26 protein-coding genes and 1 pseudogene are annotated in these 26,754 nt (G+C 40.0%); 5 read left to right on the forward strand and 22 right to left on the reverse strand.

The genetic code is table 11. The annotated features are described in order from the left end of the window. Positions 1–221: 221 nt before the first annotated feature. The 11 genes from ACRPI0_RS08015 to ACRPI0_RS08065 form a co-directional block, all read right to left on the reverse strand. On the reverse strand, positions 222–908 hold the full coding sequence (locus ACRPI0_RS08015) for a copper homeostasis protein CutC (RefSeq protein ID WP_432355816.1): 687 nt from the start codon (positions 906–908) through the stop codon (positions 222–224). 116 nt (positions 909–1,024) lie between these two features. Beyond that, positions 1,025–1,405, reverse strand: a complete 381-nt coding sequence (locus ACRPI0_RS08020) for a hypothetical protein (RefSeq protein ID WP_432355817.1) — start codon at positions 1,403–1,405, stop codon at positions 1,025–1,027. 129 nt (positions 1,406–1,534) lie between these two features. Next, a complete protein-coding gene (locus tag ACRPI0_RS08025) occupies positions 1,535–2,254 on the reverse strand; it encodes an alpha/beta fold hydrolase (protein WP_432355818.1) in 720 nt (239 codons plus the stop codon). A gap of 250 nt (positions 2,255–2,504) precedes the next feature. Then, positions 2,505–3,020, reverse strand: a complete 516-nt coding sequence (locus tag ACRPI0_RS08030; RefSeq protein ID WP_432355819.1) for a hypothetical protein — start codon at positions 3,018–3,020, stop codon at positions 2,505–2,507. A 339-nt stretch (positions 3,021–3,359) separates the two neighbouring features. After that, positions 3,360–3,785 carry a GNAT family N-acetyltransferase gene (locus ACRPI0_RS08035; protein WP_432355820.1) on the reverse strand — a complete coding sequence of 142 codons (426 nt, stop codon included), beginning with the start codon at positions 3,783–3,785 and terminating at the stop codon, positions 3,360–3,362. 25 nt (positions 3,786–3,810) lie between these two features. Next, complete coding sequence (locus ACRPI0_RS08040; RefSeq protein ID WP_432355822.1) at positions 3,811–4,110, reverse strand: hypothetical protein; 300 nt, start codon at positions 4,108–4,110, stop codon at positions 3,811–3,813. Positions 4,111–4,460: 350 nt separating this feature from the next. Further along, complete coding sequence (locus ACRPI0_RS08045) at positions 4,461–4,958, reverse strand: GNAT family N-acetyltransferase (protein ID WP_432355823.1); 498 nt, start codon at positions 4,956–4,958, stop codon at positions 4,461–4,463. Positions 4,959–5,243: 285 nt separating this feature from the next. Further along, positions 5,244–5,729: a GNAT family N-acetyltransferase gene (locus tag ACRPI0_RS08050; protein ID WP_432355824.1), complete on the reverse strand. Its 486-nt coding sequence runs from the start codon at positions 5,727–5,729 to the stop codon at positions 5,244–5,246. Between the two features lie 47 nt (positions 5,730–5,776). After that, the gene (locus tag ACRPI0_RS08055) at positions 5,777–6,013 is read right to left on the reverse strand and encodes a hypothetical protein (RefSeq protein ID WP_432355825.1); all 237 of its coding nucleotides are present in this window, start codon (positions 6,011–6,013) and stop codon (positions 5,777–5,779) included. Positions 6,014–6,418: 405 nt separating this feature from the next. Continuing rightward, positions 6,419–6,757: a hypothetical protein gene (locus tag ACRPI0_RS08060; protein WP_432355826.1), complete on the reverse strand. Its 339-nt coding sequence runs from the start codon at positions 6,755–6,757 to the stop codon at positions 6,419–6,421. Between the two features lie 164 nt (positions 6,758–6,921). Continuing rightward, positions 6,922–8,100: a MalY/PatB family protein gene (locus ACRPI0_RS08065; RefSeq protein WP_432355827.1), complete on the reverse strand. Its 1,179-nt coding sequence runs from the start codon at positions 8,098–8,100 to the stop codon at positions 6,922–6,924. 201 nt (positions 8,101–8,301) lie between these two features. Between ACRPI0_RS08065 and ACRPI0_RS08070 the strand changes: the two genes are divergently transcribed. Further along, positions 8,302–10,323, forward strand: a complete 2,022-nt coding sequence (locus ACRPI0_RS08070) for a penicillin-binding transpeptidase domain-containing protein (protein ID WP_432355828.1) — start codon at positions 8,302–8,304, stop codon at positions 10,321–10,323. Positions 10,324–10,378: 55 nt separating this feature from the next. Here the strand turns inward: ACRPI0_RS08070 and ACRPI0_RS08075 are convergent, their stop codons facing one another. From ACRPI0_RS08075 to ACRPI0_RS08085, 3 genes are all read right to left on the reverse strand, one after another. Continuing rightward, positions 10,379–11,674: an arsenic transporter gene (locus ACRPI0_RS08075; protein ID WP_432355829.1), complete on the reverse strand. Its 1,296-nt coding sequence runs from the start codon at positions 11,672–11,674 to the stop codon at positions 10,379–10,381. Between the two features lie 15 nt (positions 11,675–11,689). Next, complete coding sequence (locus ACRPI0_RS08080) at positions 11,690–12,037, reverse strand: ArsR/SmtB family transcription factor (RefSeq protein WP_432355830.1); 348 nt, start codon at positions 12,035–12,037, stop codon at positions 11,690–11,692. A 99-nt stretch (positions 12,038–12,136) separates the two neighbouring features. Beyond that, positions 12,137–12,670, reverse strand: coding sequence for a DUF6241 domain-containing protein (locus ACRPI0_RS08085; protein WP_432355831.1), 534 nt, complete (start codon positions 12,668–12,670; stop codon positions 12,137–12,139). 195 nt (positions 12,671–12,865) lie between these two features. Between ACRPI0_RS08085 and ACRPI0_RS08090 the strand changes: the two genes are divergently transcribed. Then, a complete protein-coding gene (locus tag ACRPI0_RS08090; RefSeq protein ID WP_432355832.1) occupies positions 12,866–14,065 on the forward strand; it encodes an iron-containing alcohol dehydrogenase in 1,200 nt (399 codons plus the stop codon). Between the two features lie 83 nt (positions 14,066–14,148). Here ACRPI0_RS08090 and ACRPI0_RS08095 read toward each other — a convergent pair whose 3' ends face one another. From ACRPI0_RS08095 to ACRPI0_RS08105, 3 genes are all read right to left on the reverse strand, one after another. Next, entirely contained in the window at positions 14,149–14,832 is a 684-nt protein-coding gene (locus tag ACRPI0_RS08095; protein ID WP_432355833.1) for a DUF3169 family protein, read from the reverse strand. Then, the gene (locus ACRPI0_RS08100) at positions 14,829–15,035 is read right to left on the reverse strand and encodes a helix-turn-helix transcriptional regulator (protein ID WP_432355834.1); all 207 of its coding nucleotides are present in this window, start codon (positions 15,033–15,035) and stop codon (positions 14,829–14,831) included. The genes ACRPI0_RS08095 and ACRPI0_RS08100 overlap by 4 nt, the downstream gene beginning before the upstream one ends. Positions 15,036–15,252: 217 nt before the next feature. After that, positions 15,253–18,402: an efflux RND transporter permease subunit gene (locus tag ACRPI0_RS08105; protein ID WP_432355835.1), complete on the reverse strand. Its 3,150-nt coding sequence runs from the start codon at positions 18,400–18,402 to the stop codon at positions 15,253–15,255. Positions 18,403–18,675: 273 nt separating this feature from the next. On the opposite strand from ACRPI0_RS08105, the gene ACRPI0_RS08110 reads away from it, so the two are divergent. Continuing rightward, positions 18,676–19,560, forward strand: a complete 885-nt coding sequence (locus tag ACRPI0_RS08110) for a TetR/AcrR family transcriptional regulator (RefSeq protein ID WP_432355836.1) — start codon at positions 18,676–18,678, stop codon at positions 19,558–19,560. A gap of 157 nt (positions 19,561–19,717) precedes the next feature. Here the strand turns inward: ACRPI0_RS08110 and ACRPI0_RS08115 are convergent, their stop codons facing one another. After that, a complete protein-coding gene (locus tag ACRPI0_RS08115) occupies positions 19,718–20,737 on the reverse strand; it encodes an LLM class flavin-dependent oxidoreductase (protein ID WP_432355837.1) in 1,020 nt (339 codons plus the stop codon). A gap of 348 nt (positions 20,738–21,085) precedes the next feature. Here ACRPI0_RS08115 and rpmJ point away from each other — a divergent pair, with 348 nt between their 5' ends. Then, positions 21,086–21,199, forward strand: a complete 114-nt coding sequence (gene rpmJ / locus ACRPI0_RS08120; RefSeq protein ID WP_432355838.1) for a 50S ribosomal protein L36 — start codon at positions 21,086–21,088, stop codon at positions 21,197–21,199. Positions 21,200–21,305: 106 nt separating this feature from the next. Further along, positions 21,306–21,753: pseudogene (locus ACRPI0_RS08125) on the forward strand (carboxymuconolactone decarboxylase family protein). 111 nt (positions 21,754–21,864) lie between these two features. Here ACRPI0_RS08125 and ACRPI0_RS08130 read toward each other — a convergent pair. The 4 genes from ACRPI0_RS08130 to ACRPI0_RS08145 form a co-directional block, all read right to left on the reverse strand. Continuing rightward, positions 21,865–23,463, reverse strand: coding sequence for an FAD-dependent oxidoreductase (locus ACRPI0_RS08130; protein ID WP_432355839.1), 1,599 nt, complete (start codon positions 23,461–23,463; stop codon positions 21,865–21,867). A gap of 55 nt (positions 23,464–23,518) precedes the next feature. After that, a complete protein-coding gene (locus ACRPI0_RS08135; RefSeq protein ID WP_432355840.1) occupies positions 23,519–24,316 on the reverse strand; it encodes a hypothetical protein in 798 nt (265 codons plus the stop codon). 170 nt (positions 24,317–24,486) lie between these two features. After that, a complete protein-coding gene (locus ACRPI0_RS08140; protein WP_432355841.1) occupies positions 24,487–24,978 on the reverse strand; it encodes an LURP-one-related/scramblase family protein in 492 nt (163 codons plus the stop codon). A gap of 276 nt (positions 24,979–25,254) precedes the next feature. Next, a complete protein-coding gene (locus ACRPI0_RS08145) occupies positions 25,255–26,745 on the reverse strand; it encodes a peptide MFS transporter (RefSeq protein WP_432355842.1) in 1,491 nt (496 codons plus the stop codon). Positions 26,746–26,754: the final 9 nt, after the last annotated feature.

Raw genomic sequence — 26,754 nt, forward strand, 5'->3', positions numbered from 1 at the left:
CCTCTTCAGACGACGCTTTCCAGGGGGCTTGATTTCAGCCTTCTCAGTCGCTTCGCTACCTTCCGGGGGCTTCAATCTTCCCTGATCCCTTAGGAGTCGTCGTCCTACGATTCAATCAACGGTATTAGTTCAAGTAGTAGGTATCATTGGAATTTAGTAATTAAGATAAAAATATCAATTCCATTTATAGAATAGGTTATTCCATCATTATAGAGAATACTTTATTCACTAATTACTTTTTTAATACTTGTTACCACTTCTGGATTTATGGGATGTTGGAAACTACGATGTTCACGGACCGCGGAGCCGAAATGTATTTCGGTAACACCGGTTGCTTCTATGAAGGATGACAAGCCTTCAGGTGTCATACCGTTCCCTGCGAGTATCGTAACTGATGTATTTTTTGTTTTCTCGACCAGTTGTCTGATCTTCTCTTTAGATTCTGGAGCGGGTGCTTGTCCGCCTGATGTTAATATTCGTTGGATTTGAGAGAAGTCTCCTATCGTCTCGATTGCTTTGAGTTGATCGTCGATTTCATCGAATGCACGGTGGAATGTGACATTCATGTCTCCTACGGCTTCTAAGAACCGCTTCAGATTAGAGATATCTACTCTCTTAGTTTCATCTAATATACCGATGACAATTCCTACAGCACCTGCTGACCGTATATGCTGAATATCTGCAAGCATCACCTGGATGTCTTCTTCGCTGTAGCAAAACGTTCTACTATGTGGTCGCACAATTACATGAACTGGAATGGAAACCCCTTGAACAACTGCTTCTACCAATCCTAAACTCGGTGTCAATCCACCTTCTGTTAATGATGAACACAACTCCAGTCGATCGGCACCAGCTTTTTCAGCAATACGTGCATCCTCTAAGCTTGTTGCAATAATTTCTAACTCCATGGGGAATAACCTCCTAAAATAAAAAAGTAACATCAACTATATCCGCAAAGGAGTGTAGTATGTTACTCGTAAGGTTACCAGTTCACTGATAGTTATGCTATTTATCCATTTCTAGTTCAGGCAACAAGTTGAGCTGCTTTCAGTTTCTTATATTCGTGGAGAATCTCACCTACGCTAATTGCGAGTACAATCCAGAGGGCAGGACTGGACACGGATATCCCTACTTGTGAGACGCCACCAAGAAGAGTAAAAACGATGATAAGTCCAACCAGATAGGACATGAATGCAACTTGCCACATAAATTTAACTCGTGGTGAATTGTCTTTTTGAAGACGTGTTACAAAGAAACCAAGAAGTAAGCTTAAAACGATAAGTCCAATAACAACTGGTTGTGGAATGGATACCAAGTTGTTTAGTTTTGGGAAGAAATCATACGCCATTATTACAGTGATGAAAAACAGAATTAGTCCCATTAGAATCCAGTCTTTACGTTTCATAATACTCTCTCCCTTTTAGCTCATATACGGATATTTACGATTAATAGTTTCGTTCCATTTAAAATTTATTAGTGTAAGAGAACTAATTAGAGAATACCGCCATGCATAGTGGTTGCATTCCTTGTGAAGCTAAAAACGTTCCATAAAACACTCGACAACCCCAACAAATTTTTCAATATCCGGTTCGAAAATATTATGGTTAGATTCTTCGAATATGATTAAATCAGCATTTGAAAATCCCCTCAAATACTTACTACTATCGTCGTCAGAAAGTGCAGACCCGTCTTTTCCTCCTTGGATAATAAGGACCAGGCTTTGTATCAGGTTTAATTGATCCCAAAATACTACTTGTTTAGATTCTCTCTGTAATCCGAGAATCGCATGCAAATCCATACGTTCCGACAATGTCTTCCCTCTCCAAGGAGGTAAAGCTAAGAATACCTCTACCCATTCAGACGAAAGTTGAGTGTGATAGGCAGGATAATCTCCTATTACTAACCCTTTAATAGCATTCAAATTGGTAAATGCATAGCCGAGCGCGTAAGAAACTCCTCTAGAGAATCCCATTAGAACGAATTCTTCCAACTTTAAGTGTTTGACCACCGCGTCAATATCAAGAATATGATCTTCTAACGAATACCCCATTTCAGGAGCATCACTTTTCCCTCTTCCACGTAGTGAAATCGCAATGCATCGACGTGAAAATAGTATCATAAACGGGATATAATCCTCTGCTGATTCTGAAAGTCCCGGCACGATGACTAAAGGTAAATCGTTAGTTGCATCGTCAGGAATATAATCGATAAATTCAATGGAGGTACCATTGTTACTAACCCAATTACTCTTCATGATAACTATTTACCTCCATACTTTTTAGTAATCATCAACATATTGGTAAAGTTTTCTGGTCAATGTAAGACCTTTGAAAGGGAACAATCTCTATTCTGTATTTCTCAGGTATGTATACTTTTCGTCCAAATGAACGTTGTACTAAGTGGGAGGTCAATATTATGTATTTTACTAATGTAACAAAGTGTTACCAAAGAGATGAATCCGTGACTTCCACTTGTTCCTTCTTCAACAATCCAATAACTAAAATTCAATACTCAAACCTCGTAGAGAACCAAAATCCCAGAATGTTGATGGGATTCACTGTATACTCACTTGTCGTTAATTCAGCTCTACTCCAAAGCACATACCAATGGATGTCCAGATACTCAATATCGGATGTACTGGCTTGAAACGTAGGAGCGTCCTTATATGATAACTGCAGACATTCTGTACCTGCACAATAGATTCCGTGTTCTTTTACTAAGTATTCTTTAAAATCGCTCGGTGTTGTCGGAACTCGGTAAGTGCTAATGAATAGAAAAACCATAACTATAAATAGAAGTTTTTTAGGTAGTGAATACATTGAATTTAAAATCAATCCAACTGCACACAGCAACGTTATCCAAAGCACAGAATTCATGCGAAAGATTATAACAAAATAAAATGATACGATAAGGATACTTGTCAAGTAGCGAATCAGAAAAGCAAGTTTCAATGTAATAAAGAAATGATAAAACGTAATAATACTTATTAAACTAAAGAAAGCAACCTGCATGATTACCATTATCACGCCTCCTTCACTTACAATCCATTCACTACTTGTTTACCGTCTTCTCAATACCTTACACCCCTGAAATTCAACACTCTATTAGTGCTTAATATTCATGTAAATAATTTAAGATGAGCCCAGTAACAACTAACGTGAAGAGTACTCCTCTTAGAATAATAGAACGTCTAACAAGTGCCTCATTTATGCTAGGGGGCGTTGTATATGTTTGTTTCCCCCATAATAGAATAACTTTTGTAGGATTTCGATATTGCCAAATTGAGACCGAATAAAAGGCAATGGCAATAATAACGAACAACATTATCTTTCCTATATGAACCCCCTCACTTTTGATTATTAGTTTTCTTCACTATATGTCTTTCGATAACCATAAAAAGGACGGTACCCAAGATTTTCGTAAAATGATCGCGAAGTACTTGTAGCAAGTACTTCTATTCGCGTATCAGGGTACAGATCGTGGACGAACTGAAGCAATTTCCGACCTATTGCTAGATTACGATAGTTTTTATGAATTAACATTTCACAAACAAATAGACTGACACTAGTATCGGTTTGCCCTCTAATATACCCCACTAATTTACCACTTTCTGTTTCGACTACAAACGCTATATTAGAATTCTCCCATGCACTTTTTGTTTTCATGCTATTTTCCACCAAGTTAGTCCAACCTTCATCTTTGTTCAATTTCTGTATCCCTTCAAAATCCTTGTTCTCATAGGGTATTATCAATAAATTAGAGCCATCTTCCAAATTAATCATCATTTGAATATCACCTATTTCTACCGAACTACTGAAGATCTGAATGAGTATGCACTTGACCTTCTTTCATGAAAAAGCCAACCAATAACATAATCAATCCTATAAGAAAAATCACGGGGAAAATATAGAACATGATCAAAACAGACCAACCATCTCTAACGATTGCAGCGTACGTATGCCCGATTGAAAAAGCAATTGATGGTGAAATCGGCAACATGAGTGCAATGCCCCAGACTTTATATTTCTGTTTTTTCGACCTACCTTCACTAAACTGATACGCGGTAAATACACCTAGGATGGTAATAAGATATCCAATTGCAATTGCCATTTCAATCCCCCTTATTTACGTTATTCATCCCAATGGATTTTTGGTAACAGGTAGCATGGATTTACTATGAAATCATTAGTGTGCCAACCCTATTCCACAAAACGTTCACTTGTTATGAGCAGGGTTAGTGCTTGAAAAATAACCATAGTAGACCGGTCATTTTCACATAGAATGCAACATGGAAATGCATCATGATCCTATTTCAGGAGGTAATCGATAAGTAACCTTTCCATTTTCATTTAAGAACTTGATTCTTGATACGTTTTCGTGTTCTACAACCATTTATATACGCGATCTACTTTTCGAGTCCATAAGTTTGATGGGAATTCCCAGTAACAAACTCGTCTCTTTTAAAGATACAAAACCATCAAGTCTTCATCGTAATACGTATCATCTAATTTCAAGGCTTGCTTCTCTGTACCAACTACCTCAAATCCTAACCTCAAATAAAGATTTCGTGCAGGTTGATTGGAAGTAACTACGGTTAAATGAATCTGCTCAATGCCTTCCAACTCTCTCGCTTTATGGATAGCTGCGTTCACTAAATCTCTTCCAATTCCTAAATCACGTTTTTCGGGACAGACGTACATCGCGACTATGTTTGCTCTATGGCTTAATTTCATCAACTTTTCTTTAACCAACGTAATAATTCCAATAAGTTCATGTTGTTCAAAAACGCCATATGTATAAGAGTCTTTAATTTGAATCCGAGTTATGTATTTTTCAACCGGGAAATCTTTTTCTTCTTCTAACGTAGAGCCGAATGCTTCCGGACTCACCCGCAGAGCTTCCAGCCTAAGATTTCGATAGTTCTTCGCATCTTGCTCATGTAATTGTCTAATCATCATTAATTCCCTCGCAATTAAAATAGTAGTTTCATGCTCATTTTTAGCTAATGCTTATAATCCTTTTACTACCTATCATCTGCTTGCGATTCTTTCTTTTCAATATATATCCAACATAACACGTGATCCAAAATACAGTCGGCACAATAAAAATATAAACCATATACCGCTGAGGAAGTGTAAAGATCGAAATGAGCATTAGAATAACAAATGGGGGTAAAAGCGTGAAATATTTCTCACGGTGCATAAATCATTTGCCTCCTAAAGGAATCCTCAAAACAGAATCCCTTACAATGTCAAAACCATTCGAATCGATTGCAGCATGTGCCCGTCAAAATCTTCTTCAAACCCATCTATGGTTTCAAAGCCTTTCGCATCATAGAATGATTTCCCTATCAAATTTTCTTTCTCTACCGTTATAAAAATCTTTTTTACGTTTTTAAGTTGCTTGATACCTTCTTGTAGTAGAGCCGTCCCAATGCCACTTCCTTGGTGTTCTGGGTGAAGATAGATAGCAGCTAATTCCGATTCACCAGCATCATTGACACGAGAAAAATTGGCGAAGCCGACAACAGTTTCTTCCTGTTCCGCAACAAGCATCACCGAGTGATCTATGCGACGCTGCATAACCTCATTGTTATAGGCACCAGCTAAGAAGCGTTCTTGGATATCCTCTGGAATAATACCTGTATAAGTTACATTCCAGCTGACTTTTGCTACTTCTTGGACGTTTTGCGTATCATTTGATTGCATAGTTCGAATTGTAGTCTTCATAAGAACCCCCCGCTTTCCCTATTTCCTTTGTTCTAAAGCAATTGCATTTATTTCAATTGTTCACTACGTTCGCTTACATACTGATCATATGCTCTCTGCACCTTATCCTTTTTAGGAGAGGATGCAAGAACTGCTTTATGGATGTCTTTCAACAAATACAGTCCCCAGAAAATACACCCTACTTCCAGTCCGAACGCGAGGACACCTCCGAAAAGCGGTCCAGCGAAAATTAGTAAAAGCGTCCCAAGCATTGTTGCTAAAGCTATAAAACCGAAAAGCTTCATGATCATTCTCCTAAATTTCATAATCAAGTTAGAACATACAAACGTAAAAAAATTATCCATAAAATTGTATATCCAATGTGGACTAGTATTACTTTTTTGTCCGCTTTATTTATATAACATAATAAAAGATCAAGTAAAGACAATATGAATGCGAGTGTAAAAATCAATTTAAAATAAGAAGAATCTAACTGATCGGTAATTGTTAGGAACAATAAGAATGCTAATCCTATAGTTAGGAAAATACTAATATACCTAAGTGTTTTCAAGACCCGCACGTTATCTTCTCTTTGAAAGAACGCAGTCATATGTATCCATCTCCATTCGAATACCAAGGACGATTTCTATTTTAAGCTAGCTTACGCTTCAAATTACTATCGAATACTAGAAACACTTAACTACTATGAGTTAATTAAGAGAACCATAAATATCCAACAGTTTTCCAGTAGTAGCATTCATCACTAAAGTGACTTGCGAACCTTCAAGCACCAGCGTTACTTCCCAATTCCGCTTATTTGTAAATCCATTCCAAAATCCTTGTCGCTTCGTTAATACAGACTTGTTCACTTCCCACGCAACTATCCCATCCTCTTCTTTAGGAAAAGATGCTTGCCATTCCTTTGGTGGAGTGACTAGATGTTTTTTTGCTTGCTCGATTGCAACGTTTGTGTCAAGAATAGGTGTTTGATAGGCATACGCTATCCCTAGTAGAACAATCATACAAATTACTAAAATGAGCTTTTTCATGAGCGAACTCCTTTTAATGAATGCTTGCTATACATATGCGCCATCGAGATGGACTTTTACAACTGTTTTACGTTTAATTAATCACACAAAAAAGAACCTCTTTAGACAATTCTATCCAAAGAGGTTCTGTTTAGCAATTAAATTTTCCAACTATTCTCATCAATTCATACAGGTAAAGAATCGATAGCATTCTCGATTTGTTTGACTGCTCTTTCGACAATAGATCGCGAGCATGCGAGGTTCATGCGTACAAAACCTTCGCCTCCCGGCCCAAATACTTTACCTTGGTTCAATGCAACATGAGCTTTTGTAAGGAAGAACATTTCGAGTTCTTCTGCTGTCATTCCTAGTTCCGTGCAGTCAATCCATGCTAGATAGGTAGCTTCTAACGGAAGAACCTTCAAGGACGGCACATTTTCCGCAAAGTAATTCTTAACAAACTTCAAATTCCCTTCGACGTAGCTCAACACTTCATCGAGCCACGGACCGCCATGTGTATACGCTGCTTCTGTTGCAACTGGACCAAATGAGTTCGGCATGCCGATTGCATTTCTTTCAGTTTCTGCGTTGAATTTCTCACGGAGTTCCTCATTCGGTATAATGATGTTAGATGTTTGCAATCCTGCTAGATTGAACGTTTTACTCGGTGCTGTACATGTAATACTATTTTCTGCAAATTGCTCAGAAAGCGATGCAAACGGAATGTGACTCCCTTTTTCAAACACGAGATCGGAGTGGATTTCATCTGAAACGACTAAAATCCGATGTTCCATACAGATATCCCCGAGACGCTTTAAATCCTCTTTCTTCCAAACGAATCCGCCTGGGTTATGAGGATTACAAAGCATCAACATTTTCACAGAGCTATCGATTTTTGAAAGAAGATCTTCGAAATCCATTTCATAAGTTCCATGGTTGTTGACTATCGGGTTGAATACGACTTCTCGATCATTCGTTTCTGTTACTTTCATAAACGGATAGTAGACAGGTGGTTGCACGATGATTTTGTCACCTGGTTGCGTATACGCTTGAACTGCCAGACTCAATGCAGTTACAACGCCTGGACTGTGACAGATCCAGTCTTTTTCAACAGTCCAGTCATGACGTGTTTTCATCCAATCGATGATGGATTGATAGTAACTATCATCCCGAATGGTATAACCAAAAATGCCATGCGCTGCCTTGTCCGCAATCGCTTGAGAGACTTCTTCAGGAACTTTGAAATCCATATCTGCAACCCATAATGGTAATAGATCCTTCTCTCCGAACAGCGCTTCTGCTCCGTCCCATTTCACACTTGAGGATTTCATCCGGTCAATTACTGTATCGAAATTAAAATTCATAATTATTCCCCTCTCTTCATAAGTGAATCCGTAACTTCATTCACTATAATCGTATCGCTAACAAGAACATCTGTAAAAAATTCGGCTTACGATATAGTGAAAACTTTCCAATTTGTTATTTAATTATATGCGCGGGTCTAGTACGATAGGTATAGTGAGAAATAATTACACAACCCAACACAGAGAAAAGGGGTCATTTTCTTGAACAAACGTATAGCGGCTAGTTTAATTTTAGTCCTTTCCTTACTATTAACAGCGTGCTCAGCAAAAGAAACACCAGAAGATCGATTGAATGCCTACGTTAAAGTTTGGAACAAAAGTGAGTTCAGCGTAATGTATGATGATTTTTTAGCAACTAACACAAAAAAGACGTACGCTCCTAAAGAGTTTGTCGAGCGACAAAAGAAATTAGCTAAGGATTTAGGGATTGAGAATTTGAAAGTTACGTTCACAAAAGCAAAAGAAGAAACAGAATGGGATAAAGAAGAACCTGCGGTGTTCGACGTCCAAATTGCGATGGACACGATTGCTGGACCAATCAATTACGATAAGGAAATGACGTTGAATTACGAAACGCGTGAAGACGCCGATAATTGGTTCGTGGAATGGGATCCTTCATTCATCTTGCCGAAACTGACGTCGAAAGACAAAATCCAAATTTCTACAACGAAAGCAAAGCGCGGAAAGATTTTTGACCGCAATGGCAATCCGATTGCTGTAAATGGAACTGGTTACGAAGCCGGTATCGTTCCAGGTAAATTTACGGATACTTCGAAGAAACAGGAATTGGCAACACTTTTGAACACAACTGTCGAATTTATTGACAAACAGCTCAACCAAAGTTGGGTACAACCCGATTACTTTGTACCGATAGCGAAAGTGGCTAAAAACAATGAAGCTCTTCTTAAGAAACTGATTACCATTCCTGGGACAACTTATCAGGAAACGTCCATGCGGGAGTATCCATACGGTGAATCGCTTGCGCATCTATCGGGTTATATCGGAAAAATGACTGCGGAACTTCTTGAAAAGCACGAAAAGGATGGCTACACTGAAACAGATTTAATAGGCCGCCAAGGATTGGAACGTATCTTGGAAGAACGACTTCGCGGGAAAGATGGAGTCGGCATCTATACTAAAAGTCCGGATGTAGGCTCAACTCTTCAACCCGTGGTCGAAACAGAGGCTGTCGATGGAGAAACAATTACGTTAACGATTGATGCGGAATTGCAGAAAAAGATTTTCACTTCGATGAAGGGCGAACCAGGTGCTAGTGCTGCAGTCGATCCGTTGACAGGTGAGACGTTGGCACTTGTCAGTTCACCAAGTTTCGATCCTGCAGAATTCATGCTCGGTGTGAGCGGAGAGCGCTATAAAAAATTGTCTGAAAACCCACTCAAGCCGCTCTTCAATCGGTTTGCAGCAGCATATGCTCCAGGGTCTTCGTTAAAACCGATCACCGCAGCAATTGGCATGGAGAAAGGAACATTAGATCCTAAAAAAGGACTTACAATTACAGGGAAAACGTGGCAGAAAGATTCGTCATGGGGCGCCTATCGGGTTTCAAGACTCCATACGGAAGCACCAAATCCAATCGATTTGAACAAAGCTCTTATCTACTCGGATAACATCTACTTTGCACAGCAAGCGTTAGCAATTGGACGCGAAGATTATACAACTGGATTGAAAAACTTTGCGTTCGGCGAAGAGATTCCATATTTGCTCAACATTGCTCCTTCCCAAATTTCAAACGATGGAACGATCGGTTCTGAAGGACAACTTGCAGATACTTCGTTTGGTCAAGGGCAGATGCTAGCAAATATTCTTCACCTTGCAACGCTCTATCAGCCTATTTTAACGAACGGGATCATGTATAAACCGACGTTATTGCTAGACGATAAAACCCAGCAAGTGTGGAAAGACGGACTGTTAAGCGCAGAGAATGCCAATGTGTTGAAACAGGACTTGCGCAATGTTGTCGTAGACGGTTTTGCTCAAGCTGCCAATATACCGGATATTCCGATCTCAGGAAAAACAGGCACCGCAGAATTGAAAAAATCAACTGATGCTAGCGGGCAAGAAAACGGATTTTTCGTCAGCTATAACTCGAAAAATCCAACGTTTGTTCTTGCGATGATGATAGAAGATGTTAGTGATAATGGCGGCAGTGGATACGTCGCTGAGTTTGCGGCTGAAGTGTATAAAGCGAATAGCACCCACTAAACTAAAACAAAAAGGGCTGTTCCAAATGTCTAATGACGTTTCGGAACAGCCTTTTTTATATGATTAATAACCAGAGATATAATCCAACAAGAGTAATGAATAGTGTAGGAATTGTTAAAATGATCCCGACTTTCATATACGTTCCCCAACCAATTTTAACGCCTTTCTGGGACAGTACATGTAGCCAGAGCAACGTGGCAAGAGACCCAATCGGTGTGATTTTAGGACCTAAATCAGAACCGATAACATTCGCATAGATCAGCGCTTCCCGTATTGTTCCTGATGTGTTTGTTTCAGCAATCGCGAGTGCATCAATCATGACAGTCGGCAGATTATTCATAACAGATGAAAGAATTGCTGCGATGAACCCCATAGAAATCGTCGCAACAAAGAGTCCTTGATCCGCTGCGAGTTGAATAACATCTGATAACACACTTGTAAGTCCCACATTTTTCAAACCGTAGACAACAACATACATACCGATTGAAAAGAACACGATTGCCCATGGTGCACCTTTTAATACTTGAGCTGTCTCAACAGCAGCACTTCCTCGTGCCATCAATAAGAACAAGATCGCAACAATACCTGCAATGATGGAAACAGGTAGTTGAATAAATTCGCTGGCAAAATATCCGACAAGCAATATTGCAAGTACCCACCATGACAACCGAAACATGTTATGATCTTTAACCGCATCAGCAGGACGTTTTAGTTGTGAAACGTCATAATTTCCAGGAATACTCTTTTTGAAAAACAAATAGAGCACCATTATACTCGCGACGAGTGCAAACAGATTCGGTACAATCATTCTAGACGCATATTCTACAAATCCAATTCCGAAAAAGTCTGCAGATACAATATTGACTAAGTTACTGACAACAAGCGGCAAAGAAGTCGTATCGGCAATGAATCCACTTGCAATAATAAAAGGAAAAATCATCTTTTCACTGAAATTCAAATTCCGTACCATAGCTAGAACAATCGGTGTCAAAATGAGCGCTGCCCCATCATTCGCGAATAGCGCAGCAACCAATGCCCCGAGAATACTCACATAGATGAAGAGACGAACGCCACTCCCTTTTGCAATTCGTGCCATATGAAGCGCTGCCCATTCAAAGAATCCGATTTCGTCTAAAATCAGAGAAATAATAATAATTGCGATAAAAGCCAGTGTTGCGTTCCAGACGATACCTGTGACGTCCGCTACATCACCAAAGTCTACGACTCCAAATAGAAGTGCTAAAATTGCTCCGGTGCAAGCAGACCACCCAATCGATAGGTTTCTAGGTTGCAAAATGACGAAAACTAATGTTAAAACAAAAATAACTACTGCAATACTAGTTGAACCCAAAACAAGTTTTCCTCCCTATGTACAGGAAATACGCAAACCTTGCGCTTCCAATTCAGTGATGACACTACTCTGATCAGGTAACTGGTTAAGTATCGTCATGACGAACTCAATGTCCTGATGATTTTTTTGAAGGGAGTAAAATATCCACTGTCCGCAACGATCTTCTTTAACAAGTCCTACATCTTTCAATTTACGTACATGTTGGCTGATCGCAGGTTGACTCATTTCGAAGATGGCTACGAATTCGCACACACAACAATCCTGCGATTGCAAAATCTTCATCATCGTCAAACGAGTAGGATCACCGAGTAATTTCAGTAACAGACCAGCTCGTTCGATGGTTAGAACATGCTCACTACTCATATATTCTCCCCCCTTTCTTTTATATTAGCACATAAGCATATACTTATATACAGATTTTATAAATCCGGATTCACTGTAGAATCCAGACTTTCCGGCTTCTTATTTATCTTTTGATTTATTGAGTTTCAAACGATCTCGTATAAATGCTGATTCTTCTTCATCGGTTAAAATTCCTGTTGCCTGTCCAATCGTTCCATTTTGAAGGTTCCATATAGCATTATGGTCTTGATCGACAATAGAAAAGTCTTCTAGACTCCACCTCTGTAAAATTTCCACGTAGAGAGAATGGTTCTTCTTATACCGCTCTTCGTTTTCGTTCACAAGTTGGAGTAGACGGTCAATGCGTTCAGGAGTCATTAAAATCGAAGTCCATTTTGGTGACGCTTTTACTTTTTGATGGGACATTGCGTGAATGGCTTCCTGTAGATCATATTCACTCAATGTATCCGGAAATTCCTGTTCAGCCGGCTTCTTGTCGTGTTCATCGATTGTATGAACAATTGAGTCCTGTTTGGAACTCGCTGGACGATCCAGTGAATCCTTCGTATCACGCAATGATTGAGCTAAAAATAGTCCGATCCCGAGCAAGACAACAATTCCAACAATAGTGATGAGTCCAATCTTTTTTTTCATCCCCTCACCCCTCTTCCTGTTTATAGTAAAGGAGTCCCAATTGGATTACAATAGGAGATAAACTTATCACAATGTGGAGTTCTTGATACTTTACAGAAGTAATTTAAGTGGAAACAAAACAAACCTAAGCAAAGCTGCTAGTTAAACGGCTTTGGTTAGGTTTGATGAAACTAGATTGGAGAAAGGAGTCCATACATGAATTCTCTTTATTGTAGAACATACCAACTTGCTTATAAGACAGTTGCGCAGTTTCTCCCTTGGCGGCAGCCACTATTGCTTGAAGGAGAAAACAGTCTGAAAGAATTGCCCGCATTGCTTCACAGACAATCGATCCATCCGGTATTGATTGTGACAGATAGCGGGATATCGAAACTCGGATTACTGGACGGTTTATTGGAAGACTTGAATAAGAGTGGTATCCCCTACTCAATTTACGATAAAACCGTTCCAAATCCGACAATTGATAACATCGAAGAAGCACTTATTCTTTATCATGATTCCGGTTGTAAGGGGATCATCGCATTCGGGGGAGGTTCTCCAATGGATTGCGCGAAGGGAGTCGCTGCACGGGTCGCTCGTCCAGATAGAACACTCCATCAATTGAAAGGTCAACTCAAAGTGAGGAAAGCAACCCCGCCATTGATTGCCATTCCGACTACAGCTGGAACAGGTAGTGAAGCGACAATAGTATCCGTTGTATCAAACAGTGAAACTCACGAAAAATATGCCATCAACGATCCAGTCCTGACACCACAATTTGCTGTGATGGATCCATTATTGACGGTGAATCTCCCCTCCCACATTACTTCCACGACGGGAATGGATGCGCTCACACACGCAGTCGAAGCCTATATCGGTAGGAGTAATACAATTCAAACTAAACAGTGGAGTCGTGAAGCTACTATTCTAATCTTCGCGAATCTCTATGAAGCGTATGAAAACGGTACAAACATTGAAGCAAGAAAAAATATGCAACGTGCTTCTTTCCTGGCAGGCAGAGCCTTCACACGAGCCTATGTCGGATATATCCACGCAATTGCTCATACACTTGGTGGCTTTTATAATGTGCCACACGGGTTTGCGAATGCAGTCATCATGCCTCACGTGCTCGAGTATTACGGAGTGGCAGTCCACAAACCACTTGCGGAACTAGCAGATTTAGCAGGGATTACGGATAGGAGCGATACGGACGAAGTGAAATGTAAGAAATTCATCGACGCCATCAAACAGATGAATGAAAAGATGGGAATTCCCACTACAATAAGTGGCATCAACACGAAAGACATTCCGTTGATGGTTGAACGAGCATACAATGAAGCCAATCCTCTCTACCCTGTCCCACGGATCTTGGACCGGAAAGACTTGGAAACCTTGTATGTGTTAATAAAAGAATGATATAGATATGAATAAAAACCGCTGGTCCTTCGCAGATTTGTTCTGCAGGACAGCGGTTTTGTAAATTCCACTTATTTAGCAGATTAAGAGCGGTTGCGGATAACTAGATAATACTGAGCATTTCCTCCAATTAGCACCGCTCCAATCAGAAAAATTGCAAATAGCTGAGAGACTTCCGTCATAATCGAATATACCATTAAAAGGAGGAGGGATAGTACCAATGCAGCATTTAACAAGGTGTAAGAACGATAGAGTCCTTCGAGCATAACATGGCGCTCTCCTTCGTCTGATGCTGCGAGCAGCTTCTTTCCATAGTTCTTTTCCGATACCGCAGGTAGATTCCGTTCAGGATAAAATGTATTAATTAAACTTGGTACAACGATTGTGAACATACACGCAAGGAACGCAGCAATAGCGGATGTCAAGATTACCCAAAAAGGTTGTACTGTAATAAGTGACAAAGCAAACGCGGCTATACCTGTCACAAGTCCAACAACCGAAGCAAAATTAGTATCGCTGAATTTTTTATAAATCCATACATCTTTTGCATCCTCTTCTTCTCCTGACACATTCAATCTCATTTTTTTCCTCATGATGAGGATGTTGAATGCGCTATAAATTAATAGTAAAAAAGTCAGCGCTGTCAAGATAATATTCCCTTCGTATGCAACTGAAAGAAAATCAATGTCAAGTTGGATTGCGTCGGTTAGAAAAATCACAGAAAAGCCTGTTACTGCACCAATCAATCCCCAAATTACTAATCTCATTCTATCTCCTCCTTATTGAATAGAAATACATTCTCGATCGTTTCATTAAAAATAGTAGCTATACGAACTGCGATGAGCAACGAAGGGATGAATTCTTCCCGCTCAATCAGACTGATTGTCTGTCGGGAAACCTTTGCCCGTTTCGCTAGTTCCGTCTGATTCAGACCATCCCGAGCTCGCAGTTCCTTCAAACGTGTTCTCACTGACCTCACCTCTTAACATCGATTGTAACGTATACATTTCATATTGACAAGTATAGTTGTCAAGTTGACTGATATATAGTTCATTTCACTATCCTTAGCTGTCAGAATCAGCAAACATTCCTTATAAACAGAAAAAGGCAACTCGCCACAGTAGGCAAGTTACCTTCTTCACTTTTAGTCTTGAATTGAAATCATTAACAGGTTTTCGTTTATAAATTTAACGGTTCGCCTTTCTCTTACGTGGTTTCATGAAAGTTTCATAAACAATCGGAACAATAACGAGTGTTAGTAGTGTAGAACTGATTAGTCCCCCGATTACTGTAACTCCGAGACCTTTCGAAATCAGGCCACCGCCTCCACCTTCAACACCTAATGCTAGAGGTATTAGCGCACCTATCGTAGCAAGAGCCGTCATTAAAATTGGACGAAGACGAGTAGATCCCGCTTCCAAAAGGGCTTCTCTTGTAGAAAGTCCTTCCTTTTCTTGATGTATTACTCGGTCAATCAAGACAATCGCGTTTGTTACAACAATACCAATCAGCATCAATGCACCAATCATTGCAGATACATTTAGCGGCTCGCCTGCAATCCAGAGCGCCACTAAACTGCCGATGATTGTAAATGGCAGTGAGAACAATATAGCGAGTGGTGCTAATGCTCCGCCAAATGTCACAACGAGTACAAAGTAGACAATTGCTACTGCAGCTAGCATCGCAAGCCCTAATTGTGTGAATGATTCATTGATCTGTTCAGTAACACCTCCGAAGTCCACTTTAACTCCGCTTGGTAAATCAAGATCACTGATTTTCTTTTCTACAGAACTTGAAATCGCTGCGACATCTTTACTATTCACATCAGCCGTAAGGGAGGCATACATTTTGCCATCTCTTCGCTGGATCGTATCTGGCGTTTTACCTTCTTCAACATCCATTACATCTCCAAGTTTCACAGGGATGCCTAAAGGTGATTGAATGACTTTGTTCTTCAACTCATCGATACTCTTATATTGATCTTCCTTCACTTCGATATACACATTTAACTCTTTTCCATCTTGTTTTACCGTAGTGAGTGCAGGCGCTTCACCAGGAGTCATGAGATTCATGCCAACTTGTGCTGCAGTTAATCCTAAGCTGCTCAATTTCTCCTGATTTGCGACCAATTTGTATTGGTCATATGCTTCTGTAAGGCTGGACTCAACTTTTTCCAAATTCTTATTGTCTTCTAGAATAGGCAAGATCTGATCCGTTGCTTTCTCAATATCTTCCTTATTATCTCCATAGACATATAATTGTAAGCCGCTGCCGCCCATACCGCCAAAGTCCATACTCTTCCATTCACCTTGGGCTGTGTTTTCATTAAGTGTGTCAATGACTTTAGATGTTTCATCACCGAAGTTTTTAAAATCTTTATCGTATTCAATGAAGAATAACGCAGAATTACTTCCGCCCATACCCATCATGGCATCCATCGGGCTGCCTCCGCCTAACGAATATTGATAAGTCGTAATTCCTTCATGGTTACTTAAATAGTTCTCCGCATCCATTGTGATTCCTTCAACATCTTCTCTGGTTTGGCCAGCTTCCGGACTATAAGTCGCCATAATCATTTTTTCTTCTTCATCAGGCAAGAAGCTGACGCCAATCAATGGAACTAAGAAGAAACTTAACACGAGTACGACTACAGATCCCCCGAAAGTTATCAATTTATGATTCAATGTCCACTCTAGAACATGGATATATGCGTTTGCCAGCTTTCCTGGCTTTTCTTCTTTTACTTTATTTTCTTTTGTTCCAACCTGACTCAATTGCTTTTTATACAACGAATGAGCAAGCATTGGAACAATGGTCACAGCTACAACCAAAGATGCTGCGAGTGCAAATGCTACCGCTAATGCAAACGGTAAGAACATCTGCCCAACCATTCCACCAACTAAACCTATTGGCAAGAACACAGCTATCGTCACAATCGTAGATGAGAAGATCGGGATGAACATCTGACGAGTCGCTTCCCGAATTAACTCTTTTCCTCTCAATTTTTCACCTGGCAAAGCCATTCGTCTATAGATATTCTCCATAACAACGATCGAGTCATCGATTACACGGCCTATAGCAACCGTTAAAGCACCTAGGGTTAATAGGTTTAACGTAATGTCCATTTGATGCAATAAGAATATTGCCATAAGTAAAGACAATGGAATCGAAACGATGGAAATGAGAGTCGTTTTGATACTTCTCAAGAACAATAAGATGATCAATACCGCAAATATGATCCCAAACAGCGCTTTACTAAGCATTGTGCTAACCGCACTCTCAATCGGTTCTCCTTGGTCCAATGTAGTAATAACTTTCAAATCCAAGTCTTTTTCAAAAGTAGAAATTTTCTCTTTCACATTGTTGACAACTTCGACAGTATTCCCGTCAGCTGCTTTAACAATTTGAATCCCGATGGAGTCTTCCCCGTTTGTTCTAGAAATCGATTCAGCTTCACTCACCACTTTGATTTCAGCTAACTCGCCTAGCGTGACAGAAGGAATCTCCATTGGAGCTTGTGCTTGTGAATTTCCTTGTTGGGATTGTGCACCTGGATTTCCTTGTTGCATTTGTCCCATCTGACCCGCTTGAGCAGGCATGGCAGGAATCTTCAATTTTTTTAAATCGTCCACACTTGCAATATTCCCGTCAATGACTAAGTTCTTCACTTTGCCATCGAAGTTGGTCAATCCTAATGGGAATGTAATATCCGATCCTTGAATGACTTGCTGAATTGTATCCTGCGATAATCCGTATTTCTTTAACTTTTCTTCATCAAAGACAATTGTGACTTTCTTCAGTTGCTGCCCAGTAATTTGGACATCTGCCACACCTTCAATACCTTCTAAAACAGGCAGCACATCTTTTTCCACTACGTCAGTCATCTCGTCCGTAGTTCGGTTATTATCGCTCACACTTAATGTTAAGACTGGGAGCGCGTTGAAACTTAATCGTGAGACTTGTGGTTCCTTCACACCCTCCGGTAACGAAAGTGTCGACAAGGCTTCTTTTATCTCTTCAGTCGCCTTATCCATATCTGTTTTGAAACTATATTGAACTTGAATAGATGAGGCATTTGCTAGAGATGAGGAGCTAACTAATTCCACACCATTCAAATTTTGAATCCGTTGTTCGATTGGAACTGTAACTTTTTCCGCTACGTCATCTGGAGCTGCTCCTGGATAGGTAGTCAAAACCGTTACGTTCGGTAAAGTAATAGTAGGCATTGTTTCCTGTTTCATATTGAAACCGGCATACAATCCAGCAACCACAACCATAATCGTCAGTATCCATACTGCGAATTTATTGTTGAGTGCGAAATTAGTGATTTTCTTCAAATGATACACTCCCCGTATTTGATACTTCTCTCAATCATTGACCGTGTAGTCATGATGTTTTATACTATAAATGACCAGTCAGTCAAATGCAAGATTAATTATCTATGATAGCCTTATGAAAAGGATTAGTTCTGAACGCATACTAGTTCATGACTCACTAGTCATATTTAAAACCATTCCTAAAACCGTCCATCACTCTTGTTGACAAAATGGGACTGCTTGGTAAACTGAATGGTACTACATAAAATATTCACTATGAAAAGGTGAAACTAAATGAAGGCAAGAAAACAAGAAGAAATTATAGAGTCGGCCATCAAGTTATTTGCGGAAAATGGCTTCACGAACACATCCATTCAAGAGATTGTGAATGATTGTGGGATCTCAAAAGGAGCATTTTACAATTACTTTCCTTCTAAAGAGGGATTACACATCGCTATCTTTGAATATTACTTTGAGCAGATGAGAACAAGAACGCACGAAATAAACACCGAACAGTTACCTCCACGTGAAAAACTAACCAAACTGTTAAGCATTCCATTCGAACAACTGACACAACAAAAAGACTTTTTCATGGTATACATGCGTGAACAAAGCTTTTCTATCAACAAAGAACTTCGACAAGTAATGGAAAAAACACAATTTGAAATGCTAGCATGGTATGAAAACATATTAAAAGAAGTATATGGGGAAAAAATCACTGACTATACCGGTGATATTATTATGCTTGTTGAAGGGATCAGAAGTAGTTACTTAGTTGCCATCCTTATTCAAGACTTGCAGATTGATGCGACACTCGTTCCATCATTCATCATCAACCGTATTGACGATATGGTTGATTCTTTCGATAAGGGAGAAGAACCAATCATGAAGCGTAACTTATTGAATATCTTTTCCAACAATTCATTTGGCTCATTAACCATCTATGAAAAAGTCTTTGCGTTACTAACGGACATGCTAGAACAGCTTGAAGTCATGAATCTTAATGATGAACAAATAGAAGGACTAACGGGTGTCATTGACTTTCTAACTAGTGAGCTAAAAAAGCCTACAATCGAGAAATACACGTTTCAAGGGATGCTAGCAAATTTAAAAACGGTTAATGAATTTGATATCTACAGAGAAAAAATCGCTAGCCTGTTAGATCTTCAGCTGTTGTGAAGACTTGCTTGCCCCGAAATGAACAAATCCTCATAGCTTATACCATTCAAAAATTATTGAAATCCAGCAAAAAAGCCTTTGACTCCCATTATTGTTGGGGGTCAAAGGCTTTTACGTCGTTTCTTCCGACTTACATTGGACAGTATCTAAACTAGAGTCAGTCCATCATATCCGCAATAATTTCAAACGAACGCAAACGGTCTTCTTGATAGAAGACTGGAGAACTGATGATGAATTCATTCGCTTTCGTCTGGTTCAAAAAGGCTTCGAGTTTCCGTTTCACGGTTTCCGGACTTCCTACGATTGTTGCAGGCGAATCGAGCATATTCGCAGCGGACACCTTCTCACTCGGACTCCAAACGGCATCCGGATCATCCAAAGGTGGCTTGAATTGAGTCGGCATACCTCGATGAAGACTCAAGAACTGTTGCTGGAAGGAAGTTGCGAGCCACAACGCTTTTTCATCTGTATCCGCAGCGACAATACTAACCCCAAGCATCGCATATGGATCTTTAAGATGCTTAGACGGCTTGAAGTTCTGATGATACAATTGCATCGCTTGCATGACATATGCTGGCGCAAAGTGACTGGCAAACGAGAATGGCAACCCTTGTTGCGCAGCGAGCTGTGCACTAAAACCTGACGAACCGAGCAACCAAATCGGAATGTCTTGACCTTCCCCTGGGAACGCACGCACTCGTGCATTCGGTTGCGGATCGAAGTAAGATCTTAACTCTTCCACTTGTTGAGGGAAATCTTCTCCACTACTATGTAGTGTACGGCGTAACGCATACGCAGTTGCTTGGTCACTCCCCGGTGCACGCCCCAGACCTAAATCAATTCGTCCAGGGTAAAGTGCATCCAGTGTACCGAACTGTTCAGCAATCACGAGTGGTGCGTGGTTTGGCAGCATAACACCACCTGAGCCAACTCGCATCCTCTCAGTTGCACCAGCAATATGACCGATTAATACAGATGTCGCAGAGCTGCCGACGCCTGGCATATTGTGATGCTCCGCCAGCCAATAACGATTGAATCCTAAACTTTCGGCGTGTTGTGCCAATTCCACACTGTTTTTAAAAGTCTCAGTCGGACTCCCGCCTTCGTTGATGGGTGCAAGATCTAATACAGATAATGGAATTCCATTGAATGTTTTTGTTGTTGAAGTCAATTTCAACACTCCTTATCGCTTGTTTTATGAACTCGTTTACAAGCTTACTTTTAGTAACCTATGGTTAAAATTACTATAGTCAAGGTAGGAAATCAACTTTATTGTTCCATACGATATGTAGATGTGTAGTAAACAGTGATCTACAACATTAATTCTGCAGGATTTGAATTATCATCGAAACAACCATAGTTTTAATCTAAAAAACCAGCCAGAAACTGCGGGATTAGTTACCAGCAATTTTTATGAAATCGAAGGGCATATTACTTCATATACAAAGAAAAGTCTATTCCGAAAAGCATTTAAATATGTTTTCAAAAAATCGAAATATAAGCTTGTCAAAAGGAGTTGGATTAGATGAAAGTCCGTCCCACAGTTAAACCCATTTGTGAAAAATGCAAGGTAATCAGAAGACGAGGAAAAGTAATGGTAATCTGCGAAAATCAGAAACATAAACAAAGACAAGGATAATGCATCAGACTAATTCTTTCACATTGGCAAATCCAATCAAATTAAAAAATACTCTCGTCCATTAAAGGTGTAATAGCATTAACTAAGACAAAAGGGGTTTTGCGTAATGGAACAAAGAGTTTCTCATTTTGACCAAGCACCAGATGATATGAGTATTATGTTAGAAATGGAGAAGTATATTAAAACCACCGTCACCGAACAAAGTTTACAGGAATTAATCAAAATTCGCGCTTCCCAGATTAATGGGTGTGCATACTGTTTAAATATGCGCACTGCCGAAGCTCGGAAAATGGGTGAAACAGAACAAAGGATATACAGTATTAGCGCATGGGATGACTGCAATTTTTACACAGAATCTGAAAGAGTAGCTTTAGAATTAACTGAACATGTGACGTTAATCCCGACAAAACGCGTTCCAGATGATCTTTACAAACGGGTGCCATTAGTTTTTAACGAAAAACAATATCTTGATTTGATTGATTCTAATCATCAATCAAATCAACAATTGGAATCGAATTTCTATAGCAATGGGTAGTTCTGCAACTGACAAATAAGATAACCAAATCGAGCATTAGTACTGTTCGGTTTTTTCATAAAGATTTACTGTAACCGTTTTTCTGATTCAAGGATCTAAGTATCTTGCAACTATAGCGAGTTACTCCAAGTTAATATCCTGAATCCTCAGAAGTGAGATTATCAATCATTTTATAGTCGTATTTTTGTAACGGTTTTTCCGCCGGTCCCTCTAGCACCTCACCGGTATATGAAAACCGGGAGCCATGACATGGACAGTCCCAAGTTCGTTCTCCGTTATTCCATGCCACCTCACACCCTATATGCGTACAAGTCGTATCTACGATATGTACATTTCCTTCATCATCTTTAAACGCTCCTTTCTTATGACCATCCAATGTAATGAGCGCACCTTCTCCATTCGCTAAGTCTTCGGGTGTTGTCTTTGGCGTCTCAAACTTTCCTTTGATAAGCTGTCCAACCACATTCGCATTTTCAACCACAAAGTTTTTCACACTCGGGTGCACATTGAATCTGGAAGGTGTATATAAATCTTCATAAGGATTCTCTATATCTTGAACCATGTCCCGGAATAGCAAAGCGGCAGCAGTTCCATTCGACATCCCCCATTTCCGGTATCCTGTTGCTATCAAGACATTAGGGTTTCCAGCTGTTAACTCACCGATATAAGGCAAGTTGTCAAGTGTCACTAAATCTTGTGCTGACCAACGATATCTCACTTCTTCCAGCTCGAAAACTTCTTCCCCAAACGTCTCCAAAGCTTTATAATGTTCCAATGTTTCTATTCCTTGACCCGTTTTATGGTCTTCCCCAACAATCAGGACCAACTCTTCATCATTTGCAGTTACAGAGCGAAGAGAACGCGCAGGTTTATCCGCACTTATATAAATTCCTCCCGGATATTTTTTCTTCGGCTTCACTGCTAAAGCATACGAACGATTTGCATACAATCTAGTTGAGTAAAGTCCTGCTCCTTCATAAAAAGGGAAATGGGAACAAATGAGGACGTGTTTTGCAGTTATGCTTCTATGTTCTGTGGTTAGTACAGACGGATTCTCACCAGTTTCTATATTTACTGCCGTTGTCTGTTCAAAAATTTGACCACCTTTATCCGTAATGTGCTGTATGAGATGGATTAAATATTTTGTTGGATGAAACTGCGCTTGATTTTTCATAACGAGTGCATTTTGGATTTCTATATTAAACGGAATCGTGTCCAACAATTCCCCGTCGATTCCTAAAATCTTATAAGCCTCTGCTTCTTTTTCTATCTTCTTTGCATATTTCTCTGAGGTTGAGTAGATGTACGCATCTTGTGGACTAAACTCACACTCGATTGAATGCCTGTCCACCGTTTCCTTTATAAAATTCAGTGCTTCAGAATTCGCTTGATAGTACAATCCAGCTTTTTCTCTCCCCAGGCTATGCATGAATTCAGCATAAATCAAGTCATGCTGTGCGGTGATTTTAGCAGTCGTATGCCCAGTTGTACCATTCAGTACTTCATCTGATTCAATGACAGCCACTTTCAGCCCTTCATTCACTAACAAATAAGCAGAAGTAATTCCCGTAATACCTGCTCCAACAATTACTACATCCACGTCAATATCCTGTTCCAGTTTCGGAAACTTAGGGAACTCTATATTTGTGCGCCAGTACGATAACGGTTCCTTAGGCAGTTTTTCATTATAATGGGTCAATTTTAGTCCTCCATTCAAATCCTGATTCATATGAAGGTTTCCCTATTAGCTTGAAGGTTATACGAATATAATAAGCCTGTCATCTTTAATACCCCGGACAATAGAAATCATCGACAGCTACCGAAAACTCCTTATACGACTCCGAAAACAGTTCATCGCAAATAAGTTGTCGCAAGATACCACTGAAGTATCCGGGCAAACTACGGATCCCTCTTGATTTCTGCGCCACTACTGCAATTTGTGTAGCACGTAGAGACAAGGCTTCAAACACAGCTTCTTTCCCTTTGTGAATCTCATACTTCAACATCATTCCAGATAGTGCTCGATGAATACCAAAAAGGTCACGTGCTTTTGACACATCGCCGCTGATTGACAAGATCTCTTTCATTCTCCCAAATAACGTTGTGGATAACTTTTCGACAACGGAGTGAGACGTCTTTATAAGATCTTTAGGCTTTTGAGATTTATAGAAAGATGCTTCACCTTCGAAATCTTGCGCCTCAACCGCGTCACTATGCACTTCGTTCCCGCTTGTTCCACTGATCAAAATCCCCTGGTCATTAAAAGGCAAAATAACATAAATGTTAGCTCCAAGCCCACTCATAACTGGTCGTACAAAATGGATACGCTCAATAATTTGCAGTTTTTCAAGTTTGCGAAGAGTTCGTCGTATAGTGGAATTCGAGAGACTTAATTTCTTTTCTATCGTTTCATGCTTCAAGTGTGCAGCTAAATATTTTACGGAATAACATCTTATCATTTCCAGTACTGCAAGATCCGTCTTATTCATTGCATTGATGTGACAATCGACGTGTTGTCGAGCAGCAGTGTCCATTTGTTCTTTCGTGCTAAATTTTGCGTATTGCGATAGGTAATGTGTCAAAGTAGAATCCCCCTTTACCCTCTATATAGAGTGCAAAGAGCAAAAGGTGGACAGGCGGAGTGTATTATCTTTGGATAATTTTAGTTATGTGCCACTATAATCATTTTCCCAAATGCACAGAAAACTCTCCTGTAAATTAAAACAGGAGAGTTTTCTCTTTACTAGCTATATCACATCACTGAAGCTGCAGCGGATTGATCCGACTGGACACAGTCAATTGCAACAACAAGCGCCACCATCAACGTTTCCATCTCTTCTTTCACAACTTGAATTCGGTAGCTGTCGCCCCATTCAAACCATTTCTTCGCTACCCTTCCTACCACTTCTCCATGCTGCAAAATTTCGAAGTCCATATCCCACCAATTCCCTCGCACTTCCATACCTGCAGCATGAATCGTGTATCGTGCTTTCAAAAACGTGAATTGCTTCTGGATGGTCACCTGCTCCTGACCAACGACATCAACGAAAAATGTAGGTAAGAAACTGAAGAGCTTCTTTGTAATGATCGCAACTTCATGTCCAACCGAGTCTTCAATAGTATACGTCTTAGGCACTTGCATGAAACTGCCTGCAACCCGATACACATCAATTTGATCCGTATCTTTCACTGTAAACTTGCCACTCATACTGAACATTTTTTGCTTCACATACAATTCCTTCATTTGAATCCCTCCTCGAATTTTAAAACGAACGTACATCTTCAGAAATACATGTACAGGTATTGTTCTAAGGTCGTGTTTTAGATACTACATATACGGTTGACCCTTCAGAAGGTTTCGTTAATAGGTGTAGTAGAACAATTCATACTGAGATAATGCTCACTCTCTAAATCCTTCACGAACGAATCTTTTCTTTCTACGTACTAAAAAGAGAGGCGAGTATCTCTACTCCCTCCCTCTCCTTCAACTATTTAAAAATGGCAGTGTACGGTTTCGATTTTATCTGATCCCTTTCATATAGCGCATGATGATTGGTGAAATGAAGAACAAGAGGATTCCCATAGCAATTGCAACTCCGCCAATTGTACCAAAGTACAGAACTTCTGTATCTGCAGAATACAACTTAACCAATTGTGCATTTAGAGCCTGAGCTGCAGCGTTTGATAAAAACCACAAACTCATTGTCTGTGCTGAAAAAGCAACAGGCGCAAGCTTTGTTGTTGCTGATAAGCCAACTGGAGACAAGCATAATTCCCCAACTGCCACAAAGAAAATACTTAGGACTAACCAAAGTGGATTAACAAGTGCATCAGATCCTCCCAAAAAGCCCGGAAGTAAAATTACGATAAACGATAGACCTGCAAATAACAATCCTAGTGAGAACTTTTGTGGAATGTTCGGTTGACGATCTCCAAGTTTTACCCAAAGCCAAGCAAACATCGGCGCTAAAATTATAACAAATAATGGCCAGAATGATTGGAACCATGCGGGTGAAAGTTCAATGCCCATAAAATTTAAATTCGTACGCGTATCTGCGTACAGTGCCAAAATTGTTGACCCTTGCTCTGCAATTATCCAAAACAATACGGATGCAATGAAGAGCGGTATGTAAGCCAACAGTCTAGACTGCTCTACTTCATTTGTTTTGGGGCTTCTATACATAACAACAAAATAAGCGGTCGGAATTAGGAATGCGAGGATTCCGATGAGTCCAACAAACGAATCAAATGTTAACCAACCTCGAGGAATTGCTATTGCTACTAGCGCACCAATCACGACTGCCGCGATCGCAAATGTAGCATAAACCCGTTTTTTCTCTGAAGCTAATAGTGGGTTGGCAACAATTGTACCTGCATGTCCGAGGTTTTTCTTTTTCGTCGCAACAAATACGATTAACCCGATGAACATACCTACTGCCGCTACCCCAAAACCAAGATGGAAACTTTGCTTCATCAAGACACCTGCAATGATTGGTGAAATGAATGCACCCATATTGATTCCCATATAAAAGATACTAAATCCAGCATCACGGCGGTTATCATTCTCAGGATATAACTCACCAACGACACTAGAAGCATTTGGTTTCAATAAGCCTGTTCCAAGTACGATGAGCACCATCGACAGGAAGAACATCGAAATATTTCCAGGGATTGCAAGCGCAATGTGACCAAACATAATGAGAACGCCGCCATAAAATACTGACTTGGAAGTTCCCAAGACTCGGTCAGCTAACCATCCACCGATAATACCCGACATGTAAACTAGTGAACCGTAGATCGACATGATGGATAGCGCAACAGTTTTATCTAACCCTAGTCCTCCACTCGATACTTCATAGTACATGTAGAATACAAGAATCGCTCGCATCCCATAGTATGAAAAGCGTTCCCAGAATTCAGTGAAAAACAAAGTAAATAGACCTTTCGGATGTCCAAAGAAACCTGTCTGCGGGATTTCTTCTAGCACTTGTTGTTTTGTTTGTTTTGACATGAGAAATCC

It is taken from the genome of Sporosarcina sp. A2 (genome assembly GCF_050858885.1).
In the GTDB taxonomy this organism is placed as follows: Bacteria; Bacillota; Bacilli; order Bacillales_A; family Planococcaceae; genus Sporosarcina.